The organism is Streptomyces sp. NPDC048255 (assembly GCF_040652415.1).
Classification (GTDB): Bacteria; Actinomycetota; Actinomycetes; order Streptomycetales; family Streptomycetaceae; genus Streptomyces.
Window position 1 is genome coordinate 21,548 of sequence record NZ_JBEZMA010000001.1, and the last position, 25,241, is coordinate 46,788.

The 25,241-nt window shown below is 71.0% G+C and carries 21 protein-coding genes and 6 tRNA genes; 11 read left to right on the forward strand and 16 right to left on the reverse strand.

Translation table 11 applies throughout. The annotated features are described in order from the left end of the window. Window positions 1-66 precede the first annotated feature (66 nt). Window positions 67-813: a tRNA (guanosine(46)-N7)-methyltransferase TrmB gene (gene trmB, locus AB0D94_RS00065; RefSeq protein WP_362044399.1), complete on the forward strand. Its 747-nt coding sequence runs from the start codon at window positions 67-69 to the stop codon at window positions 811-813. Between the two features lie 64 nt (window positions 814-877). After that, a complete protein-coding gene (locus tag AB0D94_RS00070; RefSeq protein WP_362044401.1) occupies window positions 878-2,392 on the forward strand; it encodes a PrsW family glutamic-type intramembrane protease in 1,515 nt (504 codons plus the stop codon). On the opposite strand, the gene AB0D94_RS00075 is transcribed toward AB0D94_RS00070, so the two are convergent. The 3 genes from AB0D94_RS00075 to AB0D94_RS00085 all read right to left on the reverse strand — a co-directional run bounded on the left by AB0D94_RS00075 (window position 2,301) and on the right by AB0D94_RS00085 (window position 5,091). Further along, window positions 2,301-3,326 carry a M23 family metallopeptidase gene (locus AB0D94_RS00075; protein WP_362044403.1) on the reverse strand — a complete coding sequence of 342 codons (1,026 nt, stop codon included), beginning with the start codon at window positions 3,324-3,326 and terminating at the stop codon, window positions 2,301-2,303. The two genes, AB0D94_RS00070 and AB0D94_RS00075, sit on opposite strands and share 92 nt — an antisense overlap. A 304-nt stretch (window positions 3,327-3,630) precedes the next feature. Then, the gene (locus tag AB0D94_RS00080) at window positions 3,631-4,737 is read right to left on the reverse strand and encodes a PP2C family protein-serine/threonine phosphatase (protein ID WP_362044405.1); all 1,107 of its coding nucleotides are present in this window, start codon (window positions 4,735-4,737) and stop codon (window positions 3,631-3,633) included. A gap of 280 nt (window positions 4,738-5,017) precedes the next feature. Further along, a tRNA-Met gene (locus AB0D94_RS00085) sits at window positions 5,018-5,091 on the reverse strand. A 510-nt stretch (window positions 5,092-5,601) separates the two neighbouring features. Here AB0D94_RS00085 and AB0D94_RS00090 point away from each other — a divergent pair. Beyond that, window positions 5,602-6,153, forward strand: a complete 552-nt coding sequence (locus AB0D94_RS00090) for a hypothetical protein (protein ID WP_362043641.1) — start codon at window positions 5,602-5,604, stop codon at window positions 6,151-6,153. Between the two features lie 140 nt (window positions 6,154-6,293). Here AB0D94_RS00090 and AB0D94_RS00095 read toward each other — a convergent pair. The 6 genes from AB0D94_RS00095 to AB0D94_RS00120 all read right to left on the reverse strand — a co-directional run bounded on the left by AB0D94_RS00095 (window position 6,294) and on the right by AB0D94_RS00120 (window position 11,132). Further along, a tRNA-Lys gene (locus tag AB0D94_RS00095) sits at window positions 6,294-6,366 on the reverse strand. A gap of 207 nt (window positions 6,367-6,573) precedes the next feature. Continuing rightward, entirely contained in the window at window positions 6,574-8,895 is a 2,322-nt protein-coding gene (locus AB0D94_RS00100; protein WP_362043643.1) for a DEAD/DEAH box helicase, read from the reverse strand. Between the two features lie 287 nt (window positions 8,896-9,182). Further along, a complete protein-coding gene (locus AB0D94_RS00105) occupies window positions 9,183-9,767 on the reverse strand; it encodes a hypothetical protein (RefSeq protein ID WP_362043645.1) in 585 nt (194 codons plus the stop codon). A 131-nt stretch (window positions 9,768-9,898) separates the two neighbouring features. Beyond that, the gene (crcB, locus tag AB0D94_RS00110; RefSeq protein ID WP_362043647.1) at window positions 9,899-10,273 is read right to left on the reverse strand and encodes a fluoride efflux transporter CrcB; all 375 of its coding nucleotides are present in this window, start codon (window positions 10,271-10,273) and stop codon (window positions 9,899-9,901) included. Then, complete coding sequence (locus AB0D94_RS00115; protein ID WP_362043649.1) at window positions 10,270-10,785, reverse strand: CrcB family protein; 516 nt, start codon at window positions 10,783-10,785, stop codon at window positions 10,270-10,272. The genes crcB and AB0D94_RS00115 overlap by 4 nt, the downstream gene beginning before the upstream one ends. Beyond that, window positions 10,782-11,132, reverse strand: coding sequence for a metallopeptidase family protein (locus AB0D94_RS00120; protein ID WP_362043651.1), 351 nt, complete (start codon window positions 11,130-11,132; stop codon window positions 10,782-10,784). The genes AB0D94_RS00115 and AB0D94_RS00120 overlap by 4 nt, the downstream gene beginning before the upstream one ends. A 103-nt stretch (window positions 11,133-11,235) precedes the next feature. On the opposite strand from AB0D94_RS00120, the gene AB0D94_RS00125 reads away from it, so the two are divergent. The 3 genes from AB0D94_RS00125 (at window position 11,236) to AB0D94_RS00135 (ending at window position 11,520) form a co-directional block, all read left to right on the forward strand. Then, window positions 11,236-11,308 (forward strand) — tRNA-Glu (locus tag AB0D94_RS00125). A 39-nt stretch (window positions 11,309-11,347) separates the two neighbouring features. Next, window positions 11,348-11,421, forward strand: a tRNA-Asp gene (locus AB0D94_RS00130). Between the two features lie 22 nt (window positions 11,422-11,443). Next, a tRNA-Phe gene (locus AB0D94_RS00135) sits at window positions 11,444-11,520 on the forward strand. A gap of 38 nt (window positions 11,521-11,558) precedes the next feature. Here AB0D94_RS00135 and AB0D94_RS00140 read toward each other — a convergent pair. Genes AB0D94_RS00140 through AB0D94_RS00150 form a run of 3 tightly spaced genes read right to left on the reverse strand, consistent with a single transcriptional unit; the run spans window position 11,559 to window position 13,657 of the window. Continuing rightward, a complete protein-coding gene (locus tag AB0D94_RS00140) occupies window positions 11,559-12,413 on the reverse strand; it encodes a cytochrome c biogenesis CcdA family protein (protein ID WP_362043653.1) in 855 nt (284 codons plus the stop codon). Next, a complete protein-coding gene (locus AB0D94_RS00145) occupies window positions 12,410-13,168 on the reverse strand; it encodes a thioredoxin domain-containing protein (protein ID WP_362043655.1) in 759 nt (252 codons plus the stop codon). Before AB0D94_RS00145 ends, AB0D94_RS00140 begins: the two co-directional genes overlap by 4 nt. Window positions 13,169-13,228: 60 nt before the next feature. Beyond that, window positions 13,229-13,657, reverse strand: coding sequence for a hypothetical protein (locus AB0D94_RS00150; protein WP_362043657.1), 429 nt, complete (start codon window positions 13,655-13,657; stop codon window positions 13,229-13,231). 110 nt (window positions 13,658-13,767) lie between these two features. On the opposite strand from AB0D94_RS00150, the gene hrpA reads away from it, so the two are divergent. Together hrpA and AB0D94_RS00160 are read left to right on the forward strand one after the other, a co-directional pair. Further along, window positions 13,768-17,691, forward strand: a complete 3,924-nt coding sequence (gene hrpA, locus AB0D94_RS00155; RefSeq protein WP_362043659.1) for an ATP-dependent RNA helicase HrpA — start codon at window positions 13,768-13,770, stop codon at window positions 17,689-17,691. 70 nt (window positions 17,692-17,761) lie between these two features. Continuing rightward, a tRNA-Asp gene (locus AB0D94_RS00160) sits at window positions 17,762-17,835 on the forward strand. Between the two features lie 715 nt (window positions 17,836-18,550). On the opposite strand, the gene bldC is transcribed toward AB0D94_RS00160, so the two are convergent. Next, on the reverse strand, window positions 18,551-18,757 hold the full coding sequence (bldC, locus tag AB0D94_RS00165) for a developmental transcriptional regulator BldC (protein ID WP_003949541.1): 207 nt from the start codon (window positions 18,755-18,757) through the stop codon (window positions 18,551-18,553). Window positions 18,758-19,343: 586 nt separating this feature from the next. Beyond that, on the reverse strand, window positions 19,344-20,198 hold the full coding sequence (locus tag AB0D94_RS00170) for a hypothetical protein (protein WP_362043661.1): 855 nt from the start codon (window positions 20,196-20,198) through the stop codon (window positions 19,344-19,346). Window positions 20,199-20,438: 240 nt separating this feature from the next. Here AB0D94_RS00170 and AB0D94_RS00175 point away from each other — a divergent pair, with 240 nt between their 5' ends. Together AB0D94_RS00175 and AB0D94_RS00180 are read left to right on the forward strand one after the other, a co-directional pair. Further along, complete coding sequence (locus AB0D94_RS00175; protein WP_362043663.1) at window positions 20,439-21,548, forward strand: Glu/Leu/Phe/Val dehydrogenase dimerization domain-containing protein; 1,110 nt, start codon at window positions 20,439-20,441, stop codon at window positions 21,546-21,548. Between the two features lie 302 nt (window positions 21,549-21,850). Continuing rightward, window positions 21,851-22,114: a DUF3073 domain-containing protein gene (locus AB0D94_RS00180; protein ID WP_266935398.1), complete on the forward strand. Its 264-nt coding sequence runs from the start codon at window positions 21,851-21,853 to the stop codon at window positions 22,112-22,114. A 77-nt stretch (window positions 22,115-22,191) separates the two neighbouring features. On the opposite strand, the gene purM is transcribed toward AB0D94_RS00180, so the two are convergent. Next, the gene (purM, locus tag AB0D94_RS00185; protein ID WP_362043666.1) at window positions 22,192-23,262 is read right to left on the reverse strand and encodes a phosphoribosylformylglycinamidine cyclo-ligase; all 1,071 of its coding nucleotides are present in this window, start codon (window positions 23,260-23,262) and stop codon (window positions 22,192-22,194) included. A 106-nt stretch (window positions 23,263-23,368) separates the two neighbouring features. Next, entirely contained in the window at window positions 23,369-24,886 is a 1,518-nt protein-coding gene (gene purF / locus AB0D94_RS00190; RefSeq protein ID WP_362043668.1) for an amidophosphoribosyltransferase, read from the reverse strand. A 147-nt stretch (window positions 24,887-25,033) separates the two neighbouring features. On the opposite strand from purF, the gene AB0D94_RS00195 reads away from it, so the two are divergent. Further along, window positions 25,034-25,129 (forward strand): putative leader peptide, encoded by a 96-nt coding sequence (locus tag AB0D94_RS00195; RefSeq protein WP_324617183.1) that lies wholly within the window; start codon window positions 25,034-25,036, stop codon window positions 25,127-25,129. Window positions 25,130-25,241: the final 112 nt, after the last annotated feature.

Genomic DNA, 25,241 nt, shown 5'->3' on the forward strand with positions numbered 1-25,241 from the left:
GTGTCTGAGTCCCTGAATCCCCAGCCGCCCAGCCTCCCGGATGCCGCGCCGGAGGCGCATTCGTACGTGCCGCCCAAGTGGCGCACCGAGCCCCGGTTCCCCGACGGGCCCTCGCCCGACCCGGCCGGGTCGCACCACGAGCGGCGGATCCGGAGCTTCCAGCCCCGGCGCAGCCGGGTCACCACCGGCCAGGGCGAGGCCCTGAAGCGCCTGTGGGGCACCTGGGGCCTGGACATCGACGGCCACGAGGTCATCGACCTCAAGGCGCTCTTCGACGGCCTTCCCGTCGTCCTGGAGATCGGCTTCGGCATGGGCGAGGCCACCGCGCAGATGGCCGCCGCCGACCCGGGCACGGGCATCCTCGCGGCGGACGTGCACACCCCCGGCCAGGGCAATCTCCTCGCCCTCGCCGAGCGGGGCGGCATGACCAACGTCCGCGTGGCCAACGGCGACGCGATCATCCTGCTGCGCGAGATGCTGCCGCCGGACTCGCTGGCCGGGATCCGCGTGTACTTCCCGGACCCGTGGCCCAAGGCCCGCCACCACAAGCGCCGGCTGATCCAGCCCGAGTTCCTCACCCTGGCCGCCACCCGGCTGGCACCGGGCGCCGTGCTGCACTGCGCGACCGACTGGGAGCCGTACGCCGAGCAGATGCTCGAAGTGCTCACCGCCCACCCGGACTTCGAGAACACACAGCCCGACGGCGGCTACTCCCCGCGCCCCGACTTCCGGCCGCTGACCCGTTTCGAGGGCCAGGGACTCGACAAGGGCCACCTCGTACACGACTTGCTCTTCCGTCGCGTACAGAACTGACAACGTCACCGCGCGTGTCAGACCCGCTCGGTAGGGTCATGACGTGTTCCGAGCGCTCCTTGGTGTGCTCGCACGTCCGTCGGGCACGGTCCGCACGCGCGTGCTCGTCGTCCTGCTCGCCGTGCTGGCCGTATCGGGTCTGTGGATCCTCGAACTCGTGCGGGAACAGACCGGCACCCCCGGCTTCTTCGTCGGCCTCGGTCTGGCCCTGCTGCCGGTGCCGCTCCTCATGGCGGCCTTCCGGTGGCTGGGCCGGGCCGTGCCCTCCCCCTGGGCGCTGTTGCTCTTCTGCTTCGGCTGGGGGGCCTGCACCGCGGCGCTGATCGCCATACTGGCCAACAGCTTCGCCACCGAGTGGATAGCCGCGGCCACCGCCGACCCGTCCGACGCCGACCAGCTCGGCTCGGTGGCGATCGCCCCGGTGGTCGAGGAGAGCGCCAAGGCGGCCGCCCTGCTCCTGGTGTTCGCGTTCCGAAGACGCCGTTTCACCGGCCCCGCCGACGGTTTCGTGCTGGCCGGTTTCACCGCCACCGGCTTCGCCTTCACCGAGAACATCCTCTACCTCGGCAACGCCTTCGGCGAGGACCTGGCGGAGGGCACCGGCGTCCTGGACTCGGTGACGGCCGCGACCTTCTTCGTGCGGGTCGTCGTGTCGCCCTTCGCGCACCCGCTGTTCACGGTGCTCACCGGACTGGGCCTCGGCGCGGCCGCGCTCAGCGCGCACCGTTCGCGCAGGGTCGGCCTGCCGCTGCTCGGCCTGGCGCTGGCCATGGGTCTGCACGCGCTGTGGAACAGCTCCTCGCGGCTCGGGGAGCACGGCTTCTACGTGGTCTACGGATCCGTGATGGTCCCGCTGTTCGGGCTGCTGGTGTACGCGGCCGTACGGATACGGCGCGGCCGGCTGCGGGCAGTCGCGGCGGAGCTGGCGGTGTACGCGGCGGCGGGCTGGTTCACCCGGGCCGAGGTGCCGGCGCTCGCGTCGATGCCGGCCCGGTCACTGGCCCGCGCCCTGGCGCGGCGCAGCGGGGGCCGGGCGGCGGGCCGGGTGGTCAGCCACTACGCGGCGGACGCGGCCGCGCTGGCGCTGCTGCGGCACCGGGCGCGCCGGGGCGGACCGGCCTGGGAGCCGGACTTCGCGCGCCGGGAGCGGGAGTTGCTGCACCGGCTCTGGCGGCGCAGGGCCACGGCGGCGCCCGCGCTGGCCCGCGCGGCGGTCATGGAGGAGCTGCTGCCGCCGAGGTTCGACCCCTTGGAGCGCGGCCGGCCGGGCAAGGGCCCGGACCGGGGCCCCGAGGCCGCGCGGGCCGGCGTACCGGCGCCCAGGCGCGCGGACCCCTGGCCGGCGGACCCGGCGCGTACGGACCACCCGGGCGGGACGGACCCCGGGCGATCAGGCCCTGGGAGTTCGGACCCCGGAAGGCCGGACCTCGGGCGTGCAGACCCAGGACGTTCAGATCCAGGACGTCCAGATCCGGGACGTCCAGGCCTCAGACGTTCAGACCCTTGGAGTTCAGCCACGCCAGCGGGTCCATCGTCGAACCGCCCTTGCGTACTTCCAGGTGGAGATGGGGGCCGGTGACGTTGCCCGTGGCGCCGACGCGGCCGATCGTGTCGCCCGCGCCGACCGAACCGGAGGTCACCGACATGGAGGAGAGGTGGCAGTACCAGATCTCCGTACCGTCCTCGAGCTCCAGCACGATCCGGTAGCCGTACGCCCCGGACCAGCCCGCCGAGGTGATCTTCCCGGCGCCCACGGCCTTGGCCGGGGTGCCGGTCGGGGCGGCGAAGTCGAGGCCGGTGTGGTGGCCCGAGGACCACATGGAGCCGGCCTGGCCGTAGTGCGAGGTGAGGGTGTAGGCGGAGGTGGGCAGGGAGTAGGAGCCGGCCAGCTTGGCGATTCGCTCCTGCTCGGCCTTGGCCTTGGCGGCCTCCTCGGCCGCCTTGGCCTCCTGCGCGGCCTTCTCCTCGGCCTTCGCCGCGGCCGCCTCGGCCTCCTTGCGCGCCGCCTCCAGCTTGTCCTTGGCCTCCTGGGCCGCGGCCGCCTGGGCTGCGCGTTCGGCCTCGGCCCGGATCTGGGCCTCGGCGGCGTCCTGCTGGGACTCGGCCTGCTGGAGGATGCGGTTGCGCAGGACCTCGCCGGCGTCCGCGCTCCGGTCGGCCTGCTGCGGGATGATCCCGGTGCGCGCGGCCGCTGCCCCGCCGCCGTCCGCGTTCCGCGCCTTTGCGTCGGAGGCGTCGCCGCCGAGCAGCTCGGGGAGTTCGGGCATGTCCGGCAGGGAGGGCATGGATATCGCGACCTGGGGCCGGTCCTGCGCGGTGGCGATGCCGCCCGCTCCGACCGCCGCGATGACGCCCACGCCGAGGACGGTGGAGCTGCGGGCGAGTCCCCCGCGCTGCTTGGCCACCCGGTGCTTGCCGCGGACCGGCCGGACCGAATCCTCGGTGGGATTCCACTCGCCCCAGGCGCCCGCCGTGGGCGGCTCCTGGATCTCGGTGCCTTCAGGGGCAGGCAAGTTGGAGGCCACCGGGGCACACTCCTCATTGGCGCGCACGCGCGCGGCGCCGTCTCTGACGACGGCTGGGACGACCGCGCTGCGTTATCAAAAGGTAATAGACGCGGGGGAGTGATTCCAAGCTGTTGCGCTTGATCGTTCTCACCAATCGGCCACTCCCTGACTGGCTTTGGCCTGGCCTTTTCATCATTAACAGGGTTTAAACCGGTCAAAACTCAAGTGCCACCCTCATCACTTCAGCCACACACAGAAAATGACGAACCGTCATTCATCTTGCGGAGCGCTCCCTTTCGGTCACCGGCTGTCACTCCCCTTCGCCCCGTCGTACGACCGGCACCGTGCGCCGCCGCTCCGGCTGCCCCTCCCCGGGCCTGCCGACCGCGAGCAGCGCCATGTCGTCCGTCGCGCCGCCGCCCGTGTGCCGGCGCACATCGCTGCTGAGCGCGCTGAGCAGCGCGTCCGGCCCCGGGAAGACCCTCCCGCGCAGCCGGTCCGCCGGATCATAGAAGGCCCCGGCCCGGTCCCGGGCCTCGGTCAGGCCGTCGGTGTACAGCAGCAGGGTGGCGCCGGCCGGGAACCGCCACTCCTCGGCCCGGTCCGGCCAGGCCCCCAGCTCGCCCATGCCGAGCGGCAGCGCGGGCTCCGCCGGGGCGAGGACCGCCAGCCGCCCGTCCCCGTGCAGGAGCAGCGGCTCGGGGTGGCCCCGGTTGAGCAGCCGCAGCACCCCCGTCCCCGGCGGGATCTCTCCGAGCACGCACGTCGTGAACCCCTCCACCGCGTCCAGGCTGTCGCGCCGCATCCCCTCCCGGGCCAGGGCGCGCTCCAGCCGCCGCGCCACGCACTCCAGCGTCGGCTCGGTCTCCGCCGCCTCCCGGAAGGCCCCGAGGACCACGGCGACGGCCTCGACCGCCCCCAGCCCCTTGCCCCGCACGTCGCCCACGGCCAGCCGCACGCCGTACGGGGTGTCCTGGACGGCGTACAGGTCCCCGCCGATGAAGGCGTCGGCCTGCGCGGCCTCGTACCAGGCGGAGACGTTCAGCCCCGCGATCCGATCCGCCGGGGTGGGCAGCACCGCCCGCTGCGCGGCTTCGGCGATCCCGCGCGCCGAGGCCAGCCGCTCGCCGCTGCGCCGGACCACCCGGTTGATCAGCAGGGCCAGCCCGGAGACCGTCAGGACGGTGACCAGCTCGGTCACCGCCTCCACCTTCCAGGTGGTGCCGTTCAGGGCGTGCAGCACGACCACGGCGAGCGAGGCGATGGCGCCGGTCAGGGCCGTGGCCCGGAGGCTGGACAGCGGGGCGGCGATCAGCGGGGCCGCCGAGAAGAAGGGTGATCCGGTGAAGCTCGGCGGGGTCAGCAGGTCGAACACCAGCCCGAGGGCGATCAGTACGCCGGGCAGCACCCGGACCACCTGCCGGGCCGCACCGTTGCCGAAGCCGCCACCGTCACGGGCGCCACCGCTGTCGCCGTCGCCGTCGCCGTCGGCGCGCTCGCCGTTGTCCCGCTGGCCCAGCCCCACCACGCTGCTCTCCTGCCGCCCGGTCCCTCGCACGGGTGCGGGCCACCGCCGCCTCGCCCCCCAAGGCTGGCGGGGACGCGGCCGCACGGCGAGCGGGCCGAGGCCGATCGGGTGAGGGGGAAACGACGAAGGCCCGGTTCTCCAGAAAGGAGAACCGGGCCTTCGTACTGAGTAGCGGGGGCAGGATTTGAACCTACGACCTCTGGGTTATGAGCCCAGCGAGCTACCGAGCTGCTCCACCCCGCGTCGGTAAACACAACTCTACGCCATCCGGGGGGAGGCCTCCGCCAATTAACCTCCCCACCCTCCCTCAGATCACCATCACCGCAGGTCAGAGCCTTGCAAACTGCTCTGAAGCCCGGTTTCGGAGACCGTTTCGACCGGGCCTTACGGCTCCGCACCGACCCCTCCAACAAGCCTGGCGGCGACGCTGAGTTCACCCTGACCCCGGCCGAACGGCCGCCCCGGTGCGGGGGAACACGACTGAGCGCGGAAGCGGCGACGTACCGGACGCGCGTCCCGCCCGCTCCCGGTCGACACCCCGGTGCGGGAGGGTGAGCATGGAAGAGGCGAGCACAAGCCGCCTGCGCCGGGTTGCCGCCGATGAGACGCGGCAGCCGGAGAAGGAGAGCCGGGGGCTCTTCGGACGGACGCTGCGGCCCGTAGGCGGACGTGTGCCCGCGGCGTGCGCGCCTTCGTCCCGGCGGCCGTCTCCCCCTCACGTTCCTCCCTCGCACTCCCGATGGGAGCATCACCATGCATCGACGCAATCGGCGCGCCGTGATCACTTCTCTGCTCGCGTCCGCGGTCGTACTCGGCGGCACGGCTTCCCTGTCGGGGACTGCCACCGCGGCGGTTCCCGCCGCCAGCTGCACGGTCACACCCTCGGCGAACGGCACGTCCGTCACCATCACCGGCGAGGGCTTCACGCCCCCGCGGACCCTGAACGACGGGGAGAGCACCGAGCCCTTGAACCTGGACGCGAACGGAAACTTCAAGATCACGCGGTTCCAGAAGAACGTCGACTACACCGTTCTCGCGGTCAACGAGGACCAGGACTTCGTCTTCGTGAACTGCAAGGTGGTCAAGGCCCCCGGCACGCAGCCGCCGAGCCCGACCCCGCAGAGCCGGCAGAGGGATTTCCAGCAGGGCTACCGGGCCGGACACGAGGCCGGCCGGGCCGCGGCAGACCTCGACTGCTCCACACGCCCCACAGCGGACAAGAGTGAGGAGCACTCGGACGCCTATTGGCAGGGCTGGACGGCGGCCGCCAACCGTGCCTTCGACATGATCTGCAACGCCGACTGACCCGAGGCCCGGCCGGTTGCTCAGCCCGGCTCCGGGCGGAGCCGGGTGAAGTAGGCCGAGTCCTTGAGGAGTACAGACCCCGGAAACGCCGGAACCCCCGTTGACGCAGGTCAACGGGGGTTCCGCCCAGAGGGGGTCAGTAGGCCATGTCGGACTCGAACCGACAACCAACGGATTAAAAGTCCGCTGCTCTGCCAATTGAGCTAATGGCCCCTCCACGTGCTCACCCCAGAGCATAGCCGCAGAGCGCCCGTCAGCCGATCGGGTATCGAGTGACCGGCCTGTCGTGGTGAGTTCGGGACCGCCGACGCATCTCGGCCGGCGCGGAGTCATGACAAAGGGCCCGTACGACACGGGGTGTCGTACGGGCCCTTTCAGTCATTCGGTCACCCGGCCAGGAGGTCGGCCGGAGCCGGACCGTCAGCCGTTGCGCTTCCAGCGGGGCTTGTCGTCGCGGCGGCCGCCGAAGGAGCCGGTGGAACCGGAGCCGGACGGACGGTGGTCGTCGCGGCGGCCGTAGGGACGGTCACCGGCGCCGCCGGAGCGGAAGCCACCGGACGGACGGTCGTCACGACGGTCGCGGTTGAACGGGCGGTCGCCGCCACCGGAGCGGAAGCCACCGGAGGGACGCTCGTCACGGTTGAAGCCACCGGACGGACGGTCGTCGCGACGGAAGCCGCCACGGTCGCCACCGCGGTCACCGCGGTCGTCACGGTTGAAGCCGCCCGAGGGACGGTCGTCGCGACGGAAGCCGCCGGACGGACGGTCGCCACCGGAGCGGAAGCCACCGCGGTCGCCGCCACGGTCGTCACGGTTGAAACCACCGGACGGACGGTCGTCGCGGCGGAAGCCGCCGGACGGACGGTCGCCACCGGAGCGGAAGCCACCGGACGGACGGTCGTCGCGGCGGAAGCCGCCACGGTCGCCACCGCGGTCGTCACGGTTGAAGCCGCCGGAGGGACGGCCACCGCGGTCACCGCGGTCGTCACGGCGGAAGCCGCCACGGTCACCGCCACGGTCACCACCGCGGTCGTCACGGCGGAAGCCGCCACGGTCGCCCCCGCGGTCGCCGCCACGGTTGTCGCGACGCTCGAAGTTGCCGCGGTCGTCACGCTGGGCGCGCTGCTCCTCGCGGCGCTCCTGCGCGGCCAGTTCGGCGGCAGCGGCCGCGGCAGCAGCCGCGACCTCGGCCTCGGCGGCCTCGGCCACCTCGGCGACAGCGGCCTCCGGGTCCTCGCCACGCTCACGCGCGGAGCGGGCGACCAGGCGGTCGGCCTCCTCGCGCAGCTCCACGGCACGGCGCGACAGGCGCTCCAGCTGCTTGGTCAGCTCGGCGACCTCGCGCTCGGCCTGCTTGGCGGCGTTGTTCGCGGAGTCGGCCTGGACCTCGGTCAGCGAACGGGCACCGGTGATCTCGGCGACCTCGGGCTCGAAGGCGCCGGCGCCCTGGACGATGTGGCGCGAGGCGTCGACGCCCGCGTCCTCCATCAGGCGGAAGATCTGGCGGCGCTGGTGCGGCAGGGCCAGGGAGACCACGACGCCCGACTTGCCGGCGCGGGCGGTACGGCCCGAGCGGTGCAGGTAGTCCTTGTGGTCGCCGGCCGGGTCCACGTTCAGGACCAGGTCGATGCCGTCGACGTGGATGCCGCGGGCGGCGACGTCGGTGGCGACGAGCGCGTTGACGTATCCGTCCTTGAAGTCGGCGAGGACGCGGGTACGGGCACCCTGCGTCATGCCGCCGTGCAGCGCGTCGGCCTTCACGCCGGCCTCGACGAGCTGCTCGGCGATGCGGTCGGCGCCCAGCTGGGTGCGGACGAAGATGATGGTGCGGCCCTTGCGGGCGGCGATGGCGGCCGTGACCGGCGCCTTGTCCTTCGGCTTCACGACGAGGACGTGGTGCGTCATGGTCGTGACGTTGCCCTGGGCGCTGTCGACCTCGTGCGTGACGGGGTTGGTCAGGTAGCGCTTGACCAGGGTGCCGATCTCGTTCTCCATGGTGGCGGAGAAGAGCATGCGCTGGCCGCCGCCGGGGATCTGGTCGAGCAGCTCGGTGACCTCGGGCAGGAAGCCCAGGTCGGCCATCTGGTCGGCCTCGTCGAGAACCGCGACCTGGACGTTCGCCAGGGAGCAGGCGCCGCGGTTGATGATGTCGCGCAGGCGGCCCGGGGTGGCGACGAGAACGTCGACACCGCGCTCCAGAGCGAAGATCTGGTTGCTCATGGAGGTACCGCCGCAGACGACCTTCATCTTCAGGCCGAGCACGTCGCCGTAGGGCTGGAGGGCGTCCGCGACCTGCATCGCGAGCTCACGCGTCGGCGTGAGGATGATGGCGCGGGGCTTCTTCTTCTCGGTGTGGCCGCCGGCCAGCGAGGCCAGGGTCGGCAGACCGAAGGAGAGGGTCTTGCCGGAGCCGGTGCGGCCGCGGCCGAGGATGTCCTTGCCGGCCAGGGCGTCCGGGATGGTCGCGGCCTGGATCGGGAAGGGGGCGGTGACGCCGTTCTGCGCGAGCTTGCGCACGATGCCGTCGGGGAGACCGAGGTCGCCGAAGGTGATCGTGGGCTCGGCGTCAGCGTCGGCGTCGCCGTCGAAGTCGGTGTCGAGGGAGTCCTCGAGGGACTCGATGATCTCGTCCGTCTCGATGGCCTCGATCGCCTCGTCGACCACAAGGGTCTCAACGGCGTCGACGATCTCGTTGGAGTCGTTCTCGGGCATGACGGAACGGTCAGAACTGGAAATGGACATGCGAAATGCGAAACCTTCCGGAGTCTCGGCACGCGCCCAAACTCCGTGAATCGCAAATCGACCGCCTCAATGCGGTCAGCCACGGCTAGGGAGAGTACGCGCCACGCGGCGCTCTTCGGAGTCGGCGCCGGGCAATGGGATCAAACGATCTATAACCATACGCACCCTCCCCCGGGTCTGGCAAGTCACTCCGGTCAATACGGCTCTGACCTGCGAAGACTCCCCAAGCCCCGAGGGCTTGCGACGACGAACACGACCGCAGCCACAGCCCTGCGGCGGCCGTCGGACTAGGGCTGCGGCGGCTGCGGCTGGGTGCTGGGCTGCGGCTGCGGAGACGGCGGCTCCGGAGTGGGTTCCGTCACAGGCGGCGTCGGATCCGGCGGCTCCGGAGTCGGGCTGGACGGCTGCTGGCCCTCGCCCGGGCCACCCGAGCCACCCGAGGCCCCGGAACCGCCCGAGCCGCCCGCACCGCCCGACCCCCCGGAGCCGCCGGCGCCTCCGGAGCCGCCCCCGGGCGGCTGCTGGGGCCCCTGGCCGCCCGCCGCCCCGCCCGGCCCCGCCGACGGCGAGGGCGCTCCCGGGTGGCCGCTGGGCGCGCCCTGGCTGGGCGTGGCCCCGGTCGCCCCGGAGGCCTTGCCGTCCTCCTTGGGCTTGCCGTTCCCCGCACCGTCCTTCGTTCCGTGCCCGTTGCCGTGGACACCCGAGCCCCGCCCGGAAGCGGAACCTCCACCCGCCCCGGCCGTCGCCTTCTGGTCCGCCGACGAAGCGGGGCCCGGCTTCGCGGCGTCCTCGCCGACACTCATGCAGCCCGCCGACGCCGCGACCGCGAGCGCGGTGACAGCGAGTCGGAGGGAAGCGGACAACTGGCGCACGGATGGCACCTCCGGAACCTGGAGACCTGGGGGACGAGCAGTCCGCATGAGCGGGTCAATGTGCCCAACTCCCCATGACCCGTAAGAGACACGCCCCCGCGGACACCGGCTCTCCGCGTGCCGACGCCCCGTCAGCCCAGCAGCCCGCGCGCCAGCAGCGACCCGAGGCGTACGGCGCCCAGCCCGACCAGCACCGACGCCACCACGTTCGCCGCCGCGAGGAAGGTCCGGCCGCGCTCGGCCAGCCGGAGCGTCTCGTACGAGAACGTCGAGTACGTGCTCAGCGCCCCGCACAGCCCGGCCCCCAGCAGCAGCTCCAGCCGCGCGGGGGCCGCCCCTGCCAGCACCGCGCCGGTCAGCGTTCCCAGCACCAGGCAGGCTGCCGCGTTGACCGTGAAGGTGCCCCAGGGGAAGAGCGAGTCGTGGCGCGCCTGCACCGCGCGGTCCGCCAGGTAGCGCAGGGGCGCCCCGACGACCGCGCCCGCCACCACGAGCAGCCAGTTCACCGGCGCCCCCGGACCGCGACGCGGGTCAGCGAGGCCGCCGCCCACACCGCGCCCAGCGCGGCGACCACCGTGAGGCAGGCGTACGCCAGGGCGGCCCCGGCCGCCCCGTCGTCCAGGAGCCGCGAGACGTCCAGCGCGTAGGTGGAGAAGGTGGTGAAGCCGCCGAGCACGCCGGCCCCGGCGAAGGGTCGCACCAAGGGATGCGCGGCCCGGCCGCCCGCGCCGATCAGCACCATCAGGACGCCGATCAGCGCACAGCCGGCCACATTGATCCAGAAGGTCGCCCACGGGAAGGCCCCGGGCCCGGCCGGCCACAGCACGGAGATCCCGTAGCGGGCACAGGCCCCGACCGCGCCGCCCGCCGCGATCGCGGCGAGCACCCGGCCCTGCGGCTCGGCCCGCTGGGCGGGGACGTGGAGGTCGACGTCCGGGTCGATCGCCTCGGCGGCGCCGCCCCGCGGTGCGCCGCCGCCCTGCGGTTCCGGCGCCGGGACGGGTCCCGGAGGGCTCATCCGTAGCCCAGCTCGTGCAGCCGTTCGTCGTCGATCCCGAAGTGGTGGGCGATCTCGTGCACCACGGTGACCTCCGTCTCCACGACCACGCTCTCCCGGTCCTCGCACATCCGCAACGTGGGGTTGCGGTAGATGGTGATCCGGTCGGGCAGCACCCCCGCGTACCACTCGCCGCGGTCCGTGAGCGGAGTCCCCTCGTACAGGCCGAGGAGCTCGGGGTCGTCGGCGGGCGGTTCGTCCTCGACGAACACCGCCACGTTGTCCATCAGCCGCGTCAGCTCCGGCGGGATGCGGTCCAGGGCCTCTGCGACGAGCTCTTCGAACTCCTCGCGCGTCATCTCCAGCACCCGGTCATTGTCGCTCCGGGGGAAACCGTTTTGGCGATAGCTCCCCGGATCCCATATGCTTCTCACGTCCCCGACGCGCTGAGAAGTGCCCGGCGGGCCTTTAGCCCTCATCGTCTAGTGGCCCAGGACGCCGCCCTTTCAAGGCGGTAGCACGGGTTCGAATCCCGTTGGGGGTACGCATTACCGTGTGCGAGACTTGGTCTCGCGCACTGCAAGGTCCTGTGGAGCAGTTGGTTAGCTCGCCACCCTGTCAAGGTGGAGGTCGCGGGTTCAAGTCCCGTCAGGATCGCTGAAGCCGGAAACGGTTTCGTGGCTGGGTAGCTCAGTTGGTACGAGCGATCGCCTGAAAAGCGATAGGTCGCCGGTTCGACCCCGGCCCCAGCCACCATCAAGAAGGCCCCGTCCATCGGACGGGGCCTTCTGTGGTTACTCCGCCTCGGTGGCGGACCCGGCGGGCTCCGCGGACCGGGCCCTGCGGCGCCACTGCACCAGGCCGACGGCCGAGGCCACCACGGCGACCAGCCCGAGCAGCGCCACGTCCGGAACGCCGTCGGCGAGGGAGCGCACCCACTGCTCCACGGCGAACGAGTCGTCCACGTCCAGCAGCCCCGGCAGCGCGCTCGCCCCGTCGTAGACCAGGAACAGCACGCCCAGGGTGATGAAGAACAGCCCGGACAGCAGCGAGGTGGTGTGCAGCTCGAAGCGGCCCACCGTGAAGGCCCGGCCGCGCAGCCAGCGCCGCCGGCCCAGCCCGAACCGCTCCCACAGCAGGGCCAGCACGAACAGCGGTACGGCCATCCCCAGGGCGTAGACGGCCAGCAGCAGGCCCCCGTAGACGGGGCTGCCGCTGACCGCCGCCACCGTCAGGACGCTGCCCAGGATCGGGCCGGCGCAGAAGCCCGCCAGCCCGTAGACCGCGCCGAGCGCGTACACCGACAGGGCGGTCGTCGGCCGGATCCTGCCCGACAGCTCGGAGAGCCGCTTCGAGGCGAAGCCCAGGCCCAGGATCTGCGCGCAGCCGAGGACGATGATCAGCCAGCCGCCCGCGAGCACCAGCTCGTCGCGGTTGCTGTGGAAGAACCGCCCGGCGTACGACCCGGCCGCCCCGAGCGGTACGAGGGTGCTCGCGAGGCCGGCGTAGAAGATCCCGGTCCGCGCCAGCAGCCGGGAGGTGGAGTCGATCGAGTACGCGAAGAAGGCGGGCAGCAGCAGGGCGCTGCACGGGCTGAGCAGCGCGAGGAGGCCGCCCAGCAGGGCGGCCAGGTATCCGATCTCGCTCACTGCTTCGCCGCCGCCTCGGCCTGGGCGATGGCGGCCGTGAAGGCGCCGATGGGCTGGGCGCCGGCGATCGGCTTGCCGTTGACCAGGAAGGACGGGGTGGAGGTGACGCCGATGCGGTAGCCCTCCTCCTGGTCCTTCTTCAGGGCCGCCGCGGCCTGCTCACCGGCCATGTCGGCCTTGAAGCGCTCCAGGTCGGGCACCCCGGCCTCCCGCGCGAGCTCGGCCAGGCGGGCCTCGCCGAAGCCCTTCTCCTTCGAGCCGTCGGCGTACGCGGCCGCGTGGAACTGCGCGAAGCGGTCCTGCTGCCCCGCCGCCCAGGCGGCCTTGGCTGCGGCCTCGGACTCGGCGCCGAAGATCGGGAAGTTGCGCCACTCGATGCGCAGGGTGCCCGCGTCGACGTACTTCTTCACCAGTTCGGGTTCGGTGTCCCGGGCGAACTTGCCGCAGTAACCGCACTTGAAGTCGGAGTACTCGATCAGCACGACGGGCGCGTCGGCGCGGCCGAGGGCGAGCTTGTCGCCGGACTCGCGGCGGGCCAGCGCCTTGAGCTCGGCGGCGGGGTCGTTCCGGGGCGCGGCCTCGGAGGAAGAGGAGGAGGAGCCGGAGCCGCCGGAGCCCTTCTCGGCGGGGGCGGTGGCCTGCCAGGAGACGATGCCGAGGGTGACGGCGGCGAGGGCGACCCCGGCGGAGATGAGGAGCGGCTTGCGGGAGGAGGACGAGGAGGAGGAACGGGAGGAAGAAGAGGAAGGGGACATGCGGGTGCGTTCTCCAGTGGATGCGGAAGGGCTGGGTGGACCGGTGGTGAACCGGTTCTCCTAGACCCGCATCACGGAGAGCTCCACCGGGCCGGGCGCCGGCCGGTCGGGCCCGCGTACGAGGACCCGTACGGGCTGGTTTCCGTGCGGGCGCGCGCCCTCGGGCACCGCCCGGCCGGGCGGGAGCTGCGCGTGTTCGGCCCCGGCGCGCGGGGGCATCGCGGGGAGGCCGCCGTGGTCCGGGCCTCCGGGGGCGCAGGCGGGCCCGCCGCCCGCGTCGAACACCGCGGCGGCAGCGACCGCGACCAGTTCCGGAGCCGCGGCCGGAACCGCCGCCGGGGCCCCGGAAGCCGCCGCGGCCGGAACGGCAGCCGCCCCGGACGGCGCGGCCAGGAGCATCGCGAGTGCGGCCAGTACCGCCGCCACGACCGCCACGACCGGCACGGCGGCCGATCGGCACCGCACGCCACGGCGCGTGCTGCTGGGCATACGTGGGGCCTCTCACGGAAGCGGTCGGGGGACTCGTCCCGAAATGGTACGGGTCCACCCCACAAATGCGTTCGCCACCCGTAGGGCCCAGGTGAGATCCTCGATCAGGTATGTCTACTTCCTTCGCCGCCCTGCAGACGCTTCTCGGTGAGATCTCCCTCCGTGACGCGCACCGCCTCGGCCGCCGCCTCGAGGGCGCCCGCCGTATCCGCAAGCCCGAGGCCAAGCAGGCCGTGCTCGACGAGATCGCCGAGGAGGCCGCGAAGGCCGCCGCGCGACTGGCCGGCCGTGCCTCGCGGATGCCCGAGGTCACGTATCCCGAGAACCTGCCCGTCAGCCAGAAGAAGGACGAGATCGCCGAGGCGATACGCGACCACCAGGTCGTGATCGTCGCGGGCGAGACCGGATCCGGCAAGACCACGCAGATCCCCAAGATCTGCATGGAGCTGGGCCGGGGCGTCCGGGGCATGATCGGGCACACCCAGCCCCGCCGGATCGCGGCCCGCACGGTCGCGGAGCGGATCGCCGAGGAGCTGAAGTCCGAGATCGGCCAGACGGTCGGCTGGAAGGTCCGGTTCACCGACCAGGTGGACCAGGACGCGACCTTCGTGAAGCTGATGACGGACGGCATCCTGCTCGCCGAGATCCAGACGGACCGCGAGCTGCGCGCCTACGACACGATCATCATCGACGAGGCCCACGAGCGGTCCCTGAACATCGACTTCCTGCTGGGCTACCTGGCGACGCTGCTGCCGAAGCGCCCCGACCTCAAGGTGATCATCACCTCGGCGACCATCGACCCGGAGCGTTTCTCCCGGCACTTCGGGGACGCGCCGATCGTCGAGGTCAGCGGGCGGACGTATCCGGTGGAGGTCCGTTACCGGCCGCTCCTCGAAGAGGAGGGCGACGACAGCGACCGCGACCAGATCACCGCGATCTGCGAGGCCGTGGACGAGCTCCAGTCCGAGGGCGCGGGCGACGTCCTGGTGTTCCTCTCGGGCGAGCGCGAGATCCGCGACACGGCGGACGCGCTGAACAAGCGGAATCTGCGCTTCACCGAGGTGCTCCCCCTCTACGCCCGTCTCTCGCACGCCGAGCAGCACCGGGTCTTCCAGCAGCACACGGGCCGCCGGATCGTGCTGGCCACGAACGTCGCCGAGACCTCGCTGACCGTCCCCGGCATCAAGTACGTGATCGACCCGGGCACCGCCCGGATCTCCCGCTACAGCCACCGCACCAAGGTGCAGCGCCTGCCCATCGAGCGGATCTCGCAGGCCAGCGCCAACCAGCGCAAGGGCCGCTGCGGCCGCACCAGCGACGGCATCTGCATCCGCCTGTACTCCGAGGACGACTTCAACGCCCGTCCCGAGTTCACGGACGCCGAGATCCTGCGCACGAACCTGGCCTCCGTCATCCTCCAGATGACCGCGGCCGGCCTCGGCGAGATCGAGAAGTTCCCCTTCATCGACCCGCCGGACCACCGCAACATCCGCGACGGCGTGCAACTGCTCCAGGAGCTCGGCGCGCTGGACCCGTCGGAGAAGGACTCCCGCAAGCGGCTCACGCCCATGGGCCGCCAGCTCTCCCAGCTGCCCGTGGACCCGCGCCTCGCCCGCATGGTCGTGGAGGCCGACAAGAACAACTGCGTCCGCGAGGTCATGGTCATCGCGGCGGCCCTGTCCATCCAGGACCCGCGCGAGCGCCCCTCCGACAAGCAGACCCAGGCCGACCAGAACCACGCCCGCTTCAAGGACGAGACCAGCGACTTCCTGGCCTTCCTGAACTTGTGGCGCTATGTCCGCGAGCAGCAGAAGGAGCGGGGCTCCTCCTCCTTCCGCCGGATGTGCAAGCAGGAGTACCTGAACTTCCTGCGGATCCGCGAGTGGCAGGACATCTACTCGCAGCTGCGTACGGTCGCCAAGATCATGGGCATCCACGTCAACGAGGCCGATGCCCCCGAGCACAGCGTCCACGTCTCGCTGCTGGCCGGGCTGCTCTCGCACATCGGCCTGAAGGACACCGACAAGAACGAGTACCTGGGAGCGCGGTCGGCGAAGTTCGCGATCTTCCCCGGCTCGGCGCTCTTCAAGAAGCAGCCGAAGTTCCTGATGTCGGCGGAGCTGGTGGAGACCTCGCGGCTGTGGGCCCGGGTCAACGCCAAGGTGGAACCCGAGTGGGTGGAGCCGCTCGCGCAGCACCTCGTCAAGCACACGTACAGCGAGCCGCACTGGGAGAAGGACCAGGCGGCCGTGATGGCGTACGAGAAGGTCACGCTGTACGGCGTACCGATCGTGGCCCAGCGGAAGATCAACTACGGGCGGATCGACCCCGAGGTCTCGCGCGAGCTGTTCATCCGCAACGCGCTGGTCGAGGGCGACTGGCGGACCCACCACAAGTTCTACGCCGACAACCGCAAGCTCCTCACCGAGGTGGAGGAGCTGGAGAACCGGGCCCGGCGCCGCGACATCGTGGTGGACGACGAGACCCTGTTCGACTTCTACGACCAGAAGATCCCCGAGCACGTGGTCTCCGGGGCGCACTTCGACTCCTGGTGGAAGCACAAGAAGCGCGAGGAGCCCGAACTCCTCGACTTCGAGCGCGAGATGCTGCTGACCGAGAAGGCGGCCGGGGTCACCAAGGCCGACTACCCGGACTCCTGGCGCCAGGGGCAGCTGAAGTTCCGGGTGACCTACCAGTTCGAACCCGGCGCGGACGCGGACGGCGTGACGGTCCACATCCCGCTCCAGGTGCTGAACCAGGTCACCGACGAGGGCTTCGACTGGCAGATCCCCGGGCTGCGGGAAGAGGTCGTCACCGAGCTGATCCGCTCGCTGCCCAAGCCGATCCGCCGGCACTACGTGCCCGCGCCGAACTTCGCGTCCCGCTTCCTGGACACCGCGGTGCCCTTGCAGGAGCCGCTGCCGGTGACGCTGGCGCGCGAGCTCCAGCGGATGGTCGGGGTCCCGGTGTCGGCCGAGGACTTCGACCTGAGCCGGATCCCGGATCACCTGAAGATCACCTTCCGGATCGTCGACGAGCGCCGCAAGAACGTCGCCGAGGACAAGGACCTGGAGGCCCTGCGCCTGCGGCTGAAGCCCAAGGCCCGCCAGGCCCTGTCCAAGGCCGCCGCCGCCACCGCCGAGCGGGCGGGCGGGGAGTCGCTGGAGCGGACCGGGCTGACCGACTGGACGATCGGCACGCTGACCAAGGTCTTCGAGACCCGGCGGGCGGGCCAGCCGGTGAAGGCGTACCCGGCGCTCGTGGACGAGGGGACGAGCGTCTCCGTACGGCTCTTCGACACCGAGGCCGAGCAGCAGCAGGCGATGTGGCTGGGCACGCGGCGGCTGATCCTGCTGAACATCCCGGTGAACCCGGCGAAGTTCGCCTCCGACCACCTGACCAACCAGCAGAAGCTGGCCCTGTCCAGGAACCCGCAAGGCTCCATCCAGGCGCTGTTCGACGACTGCGCGACCGCGGCGACCGACAAGCTGATCGCCGACCACGGCGGCCCCGCGTGGGACGAGGCGGGCTTCCGCCGGCTCTACGAGGCCGTACGGGCCGACCTGGTGGACACCACCGTGAAGACGGTCGGTCAGGTGCAGCAGGTCCTGGCCGCCTGGCAGTCCTGCGAACGCCGGCTGAAGGCCACCAGCAGCCTCGCCCTGGTCGCCAACCTCCAGGACGTGAAGACCCAGCTCGCGGCCCTCATGCCGGCCGGCTTCGTGACCCTGACGGGGCTGAGCAGGCTGGCGGACCTGATGCGGTACCTGGTGGCGGCGGACCGGCGGCTCCAGCAGATGCCCACGGGCGTCCAGCGGGACACCACGCGGATGCAGAAGGTCCACGAGATGCAGGACGAGTACGCCTGGCTGCTGGAGCAGTTGCCGAAGGGACGGCCGGTCCCGTCCTCGGTCACCGACATCCGCTGGATGATCGAGGAGCTGCGGGTCAGCTACTTCGCCCACGCGCTCGGCACGGCGTACCCGATCTCCGACAAGCGGATCGTGAAGGCGGTGGACGCGGCGGCCCCGTGATCGGGTTCGACCGCACCCCCTGAGCTGCTGTACAGTCTGATTCGCAGCCAAGCAATCGGCCGCAAATCAAGGACCTGTGGAGCAGTTGGTTAGCTCGCCACCCTGTCAAGGTGGAGGTCGCGGGTTCAAGTCCCGTCAGGTTCGCAGCAACATCAGGGCCCGCATCCCCAGGGATGCGGGCCCTGATGCGTTGGCGGGGGACATCCCCACACACCGCCCCGTACGAGGCCGCGCGCCCGGCCTCGCGCCCGGCCTCGCGGGCGGCTTCGTACGCGACCTCGCGCAGACCCCGTCCGCGACCTCGTGCGGGCCTCGTACCCGCCCCCGCGCGCGGGCTTCGCGCAGGCGCGCGCTGAGCCCCGTACGGGCCCGTCCGCGACCTCACACGCCTCACGCGTCCCTGAGGGCCCGTCCGGGGCGCCTGGAGGGCCCGTCGGGGACTCCTTGGAGGGTCGTCAGGTCCCCCGCCCGCTCCTCGCGGTCCCACGGACCGAGAATCCCTCGTTCGCATGATGCGTCCCGCGACGCGCGTCCCCTTACGGGGTGGATTGCCGGATGTACAAGAGTGATCATCTGTGACGGGTGTCACCATATGAGTTTTTGGGACTCATACTTTTATCGCATGCCTACGCTCGCTCGATTTAATATGTGCAATGGCACCCACCCCTCCGCCGGCTCGGCACCCACCCCGGACCACCCTGACCTGGGCATAAAAAAGATCGCGCTGGACCCGGCGGAGTCCAGCGCGATCGAACGACCGAAGGGCCTGTTGGGGCAGGCCCGGCCGTATGAAGCTATGTAGGTTTCATCGGATTGGGGGACCCGATATAAACCCGTTAAAGCGGGGTGTTACGAGACCTCAGGCCTCGCTGCGCTGCTGCGGAATTCCCGCGAGCAGTGCGCGAACCTCAGCCTCGCGGTAACGGCGGTGTCCACCCAGGGTGCGGATGGACGTGAGCTTGCCAGCCTTGGCCCAGCGGGTGACCGTCTTCGGGTCCACGCGGAACATCGTGGCAACCTCAGCCGGGGTCAGCAGCGGCTCGGCATCAGGGGTGCGAGCGGTCATGAGCGGCCTCCTCGGGAGAACCGAACCATCTCGGTTCTTTCCTCTAAATTCTGCACCTTGGCCCGCGGTGCCCGAAATGGACATACGCGGGCCGAGTCGGTTATAGGACGAACGGCTTGTCCTCGGCACTACAACTACACCATCCGTCCAGCCCCAAGGGCCAAACCGACGGAATTGCCCTCCGAGGTGTTCATCAGCGGCGGAAGCCGATGGACCGCCCCATAACGGACAGTCACCCCACTGTGACGATCAGTCACAGAGCGATCAGGAGTCGTCAGACCCCCCGTAGAGCGCAATGCCGAGCATTCCGCCCTTAGTTGGACGGAAGGAACCCTCCCCGGACTCCTTGTCCTATTTTGGCACGAGGGTAGGGGAAGGGCGCAAGGGTGTAGTTAGTGCGGTCCGTCACGCTTGGGCCAATGGCCCGTATCGGGACGTAGGTCCTGGTACTAGGACCTAAATGTAGTGATCAAGGCGCTGATCAGCCAGTTGTGACCCATCGACCGATACGCAACGGTACGTTCCGGGAAGCCGTGACCTTTCCGGGTGTTCTGCTCGATGTCGCGAAGAACACCCCGATCCGGGCCTAATTCGCGAAGAGCCTCTCCCGGACCGCCCGCCACCGCTCCGCCAGATCCTCGTACGCCCGGCCCGCGCCGTCCATGTCCCCCGCCCGCAGAGCCGCGATTCCCGCCGCCAGGTCCCCGGCCGAGCGGTCGGCCGCCAGCCCCTCCGCCGGGAGCGCGTACAGCAGCCCGCCGTAGTCCAGCTCGACCATCGAGCGCGGGTGGAACTCCTCCAGCCAGCTGCCGACCTCCACCAGCCCCTCGGCGAGCATCCCGTAGCCCTTCGCCTCGCGCAGGGTCCGCAGCCCGCGGGCCAGCCGCCGCCTCGCCTGGACCATCGGCGTCCGGTAGCGCAGCCGCTCGCCCGGCAGGTACTCCCGCTCCTCGTCCGCGAACAGCACGAACCAGCGCAGCGGCACCTGCCACACCCCCGTACGGATCCACGGGCGGGCGTCCGGGTTCCGCTCGCGCCAGCGCTCGTACTCCTCGGCCGCCCGCCGGCGCATCACCGGCGGGAGCGCGGCGTCCAGCACCGGAGCCGGGAACCACTCCACGAGCTCCTGGAGCGCGAGCCAGCCGCGCAGCCTGGTCCGCCACGGGCAGACCAGCAGCACGCCGCCCACCTCCGCCGTGAAGGCGTCCGCGCTCTCCTGCGCCGGCACCCCCACCACCGGCACCCGGACCAAATCCGCCAGCGACCGGCGCAGTTCGTCCTGGGCCGTCGGGGTCACCCCGCGGCGGGCGTAGTCGGCCCAGTGCGTGCGCTCCGCCTCCGGAAAGGCCGCCAGCGGCTCGTAGACGCGCAGGTAGGAGGCGTACGGGACGGTCGGCGCCGAGCGCGCGGCGGGCAGCAGGGGATCCGGGGATTCGCTCACGCTCTCGTACTGCCCCCTTTGGAGGCCGGGTTCACCTCCGGCGGGCCCGTTACCCGCTCGTGAGGGGCGTACGCCCGCCTCCGGCGGGGGCGGGCGGGGCCTTCGTACTCCGGGAGGGTTCCGATCCCCGGACAGGTCAACCGCGTGCGGCCCGCAGGTCTTACGCTGCTCCCAGCGCGCCCTCCCCCACCCGCAGGGCGGGCGTCATTCCGCCGCATCTCACCCATGGGAGTCACCACCGTGACCGAAATGACCGACGGCGTCCTGCACACCCTGTTCCGTACGGAGCAGGGCGGCCACGAGCAAGTCGTGCTGTGCCAGGACCGCGCCACCGGACTGAAGGCCGTCATCGCGATCCACTCCACCGCCCTGGGCCCCGCCCTCGGCGGTACCCGCTTCCACGCGTACGCCTCGGACGAGGAGGCCGTCCTCGACGCGCTGAACCTCTCGCGCGGCATGTCGTACAAGAACGCCCTCGCCGGTCTCGACCTCGGCGGCGGCAAGGCCGTGATCATCGGCGACCCGGCCAGCAGGGATCAGGGCGGTCTCAAGACCGAGGAACTGCTGCTGGCCTACGGCCGGTTCGTGGAGTCCCTCGGGGGCCGCTACGTGACGGCCTGCGACGTCGGCACCTACGTGGCGGACATGGACGTCGTGGCCCGCGAGACCCGCTGGGCGACCGGCCGCTCCCCCGAGAACGGCGGCGCCGGCGACTCCTCGGTGCTCACCGCCTTCGGCGTCTTCCAGGGCATGCGCGCCAGCGCCCAGCACATCTGGGGCGACCCGACCCTGCGCGGCCGCAAGGTCGCCGTCGCGGGCGTCGGCAAGGTCGGCCACTACCTGGTCGAGCACCTGCTGGAGGACGGCGCGGAGGTCGTGATCACCGACCCGCGCCAGGAGTCCGTGCAGCGGATCCTCGACAAGCACCCGGGCAAGGTCACCGCGGTCGCCGACACGGACGCCCTGATCCGCGTGGAGGGCCTGGACATCTACGCCCCCTGCGCGCTCGGCGGCGCCCTGAACGACGAGACGGTCGCGGCCCTCACCGCCAAGGTCGTCTGCGGCGCGGCGAACAACCAGCTCGCCCACCCCGGCATCGAGAAGGACCTCGCGGACCGCGGGATCCTCTACGCGCCGGACTACGTGGTGAACGCGGGCGGTGTCATCCAGGTCGCCGACGAGCTGCACGGCTTCGACTTCGACCGCTGCAAGGCCAAGGCCTCGAAGATCTTCGACACCACCCTGGCCATATTCGCTCGTGCGAAGGCGGACGGGATCCCGCCCGCCGCGGCGGCCGACCGGATCGCCGAGCAGCGCATGGCGGACGCCCGCGCCGCCCGCGCGGTCTAGACCCTGGTTCGGGCCCGCCCAGGGCCTTCGGGTGCGCCCGCCGGGGTTGCGGCGAGACGGAACTCACTGCACTTCGGCGGGTCGCCCGCCAGGAAAGGGTTAAAATCGCGGTTGACCAGCGAGGACGGGGCGCCTCGTTGGTCCTGCACCGGGGCACGTCATGCGGGCGGCGTACCGTATGGCCGCGGAAGCAGGTACCGTTAAACCCCTACGGACGGTCTCTCCACGGAGAGCCCGCTCCGAACCATGAACGCGTGTCAGACTCTGGGGCCGTCGAGCCCCGTCACCGAGGGGGTCGAGCCATGGGGCGCGGCCGGGCCAAGGCCAAGCAGACAAAGGTCGCCCGCCAGCTGAAGTACAACAGCGGCGGGACTGACCTCTCGCGTCTGGCCAATGAGCTGGGCGCATCGCCGACAGAGCCGCTGCCTATCAGCGAGCCGGTCGAAGTCGATGACGATCTGGATGACGACGACGACCCGTACGCCAAGTACGCGGATCTGTACAACAGCGATGACGACGACGAGGACGAGGAGTCCGGTCCGTCGGCACAGCGTCGCGGCGCTTGACGCCCTGAGGCGTCTGCACAGGTCAAAGAACTGAAACCCGGTCCAGGGCATTGCCCCGGGCCGGGTTTCAGTGCTGCTCAGCTCGCGTAGGAACCGGTGAGGGTGGCGCCCTCGGTGTGGTCGCCGCGGTCCAGGATCTCGCCCGCGACCCAGGCGTCGACGCCCCGGTCGGCCAGCGCGGTCAGGGCCACGTCCACCGACTGGCCGGGCACGACGGCCATCATGCCGACGCCCATGTTCAGCGTCTTCTCCAGTTCCAGCTGCTCGACCTGACCCGCCTTGCCGACCAGGTCGAAGATCGCGCCGGGGGTCCAGGTCGAACGGTCGACCGTGGCGTGCAGGTGGTCCGGGATCACCCGGGCCAGGTTGGCCGCCAGGCCGCCGCCGGTGATGTGCGAGTAGGCGTGCACCTCGGCCGTACGGGTGAGGGCGAGGCAGTCCAGCGAGTAGATCTTGGTGGGCTCCAGGAGTTCCTCGCCGAGGGTGCGGCCGAGCTCCGCGATCTCCTGCTCCAGGGACATCCCGGCCCGGTCGAAGAGGACATGCCGGACCAGCGAGTACCCGTTCGAGTGAAGGCCGGACGAAGCCATCGCGATGACGGCGTCACCCGTACGGATGCGATCCGCGCCGAGCAGCCGGTCGTACTCCACGACACCGGTGCCCGCGCCCGCCACGTCGAAGTCGTCCGGTCCCAGCAGACCCGGGTGTTCGGCGGTCTCGCCGCCCACCAGTGCGCAGCCGGCGAGGACACAGCCCTCGGCGATGCCCTTGACGATGGCCGCGACCCGCTCGGGGTGGACCTTGCCGACGCAGATGTAGTCGGTCATGAAGAGCGGCTCGGCGCCGCAGACGACGATGTCGTCCATGACCATCGCGACCAGGTCGTGGCCGATGGTGTCGTACACGCCGAGCTGGCGGGCGATGTCGACCTTGGTGCCGACCCCGTCGGTGGCGGAGGCCAGCAGCGGACGCTCGTAGCGCTTGAGGGCGGAGGCGTCGAAGAGGCCGGCGAAGCCGCCGAGGCCGCCGAGGACCTCGGGGCGCTGCGTCTTCTTCACCCACTCCTTCATCAGCTCGACGGCGCGGTCTCCCGCTTCGATGTCCACGCCTGCGGCTGCGTAGCTGGCACCGGTGGTCTTCTCTGTCATGACAGGAGAGAGCTTTCGTGTCGTTACTGCGTGTGGTGCTGGGCCCCCGGAGAAGCCTCAAAGAGAGGGCCCAGCGCAGGTTGAGCAGGCCAAACCGAAAAAATGCCTACGGACGGCGGAGCGCGTCGGCGGCGTCCGTGCCGCCCGCGAGCTCGGACTCCAGGAGCTGCTTGCCCAGGAGCTGCGGGTCGGGCAGCTCCATCGGGTACTCGCCGTCGAAGCAGGCACGGCAGAGGTTGGGCTTCTGGATGGTGGTCGCCTCGATCATCGCGTCGAGCGAGATGTACGAGAGCGAGTCCGCGCCGAGGGACGTGGCGATCTCGTCGACCGTCATGCCGTTGGCGATCAGCTCGGCCCGGGTGGCGAAGTCGATGCCGAAGAAGCACGGCCACTTCACCGGCGGCGAGGAGATCCGGATGTGGACCTCCGCCGCGCCGGCCTCGCGGAGCATCTTGACCAGGGCGCGCTGGGTGTTGCCGCGGACGATCGAGTCGTCGACGACCACCAGGCGCTTGCCCCGGATGACTTCCTTGAGGGGATTGAGCTTCAGGCGGATGCCGAGCTGGCGGATCGTCTGCGAGGGCTGGATGAAGGTCCGGCCCACGTAGGCGTTCTTCACCAGGCCGGAGCCGTACGGGATCCCGCTCGCCTCGGCGTAGCCGACGGCGGCGGGCGTGCCGGACTCCGGCGTCGGTATCACCAGGTCGGCGTCGACCGGGGCTTCCTTGGCGAGGCGCCGGCCCATCTCGACACGCGAGAGGTAGACGTTCCGGCCGGCGATGTCGGTGTCCGGGCGCGCCAGGTAGACGTACTCGAAGACACAGCCCTTGGGCTTCGCTTCCGCGAAGCGCGAGGTGCGCAGACCGTTCTCGTCGATCGCGATGAGCTCGCCCGGCTCGACCTCGCGGACGAAGCTGGCGCCGCAGATGTCGAGGGCGGCGGTCTCACTCGCGACCACCCAGCCGCGCTCCAGGCGGCCGAGGACCAGCGGGCGGATGCCTTGCGGGTCACGGGCGGTGTAGAGGGTCCCCTCGTCCATGAAGACGAGCGAGAACGCGCCCTTGACCTTCGGGAGGACCTTGGTGGCCGACTCCTCGATCGTCAGGGGCTTGCCGTCCTCGTCGGTCTGCCCCGCGAGCAGGGCGGTGACCAGGTCGGTGTCGTTGGTGGCCGCCACCTGGGTGGCGCGGCCGTCCTGACGGGGGAGGTCGGCGACCATCTCGGCGAGCTCGGCGGTGTTCACCAGGTTGCCGTTGTGACCCAGGGCGATCGAGCCGTGGGCGGTCGCGCGGAAGGTGGGCTGCGCGTTCTCCCAGACGGAGGCCCCGGTGGTCGAATAGCGGGCGTGACCGACCGCGATATGACCCTGGAGCGAGCCGAGAGAGGTTTCGTCGAAGACTTGGGAAACGAGGCCCATGTCCTTGAAGACGAGGATCTGGGAACCGTTGCTCACAGCGATTCCCGCGGACTCTTGTCCGCGGTGCTGTAGTGCATACAGTCCGAAGTAGGTGAGCTTGGCGACCTCTTCACCCGGAGCCCAGACACCGAAGACGCCGCAAGCGTCCTGGGGGCCTTTCTCTCCGGGGAGCAGGTCGTGGTTGAGTCGTCCATCACCACGAGGCACACCCTGAGTGTAGGCGAGGTCGACCACTGGTCCGAATTGGGGACGGCCGGGAAATGTCACAGCACAGAGGGTGACCGGACGCCTCCGTCTCGGTATTCGGATCACCTTGTTGACATGTACGAAGGCATTCGTACAGGCTCTCGCTCCATGCAGCCTCTCGGTGACCGCACTGTCACCCTCGTCGAGCGCCGCCACGTAGACCTGGTCCGTGTCGCGAGCGCCATCTGTCGCTGTTCCGCGTAGCCACAACTCTTTCTCTCCTTTCCCCATTTCCGCTCCGCCCCGCCCTGCCCTGCCGTGCCGCGCGCCGTCCCCGCGCCCGCCCGGGGCAGGGGGCCGGACCGTGCCTTGGAGT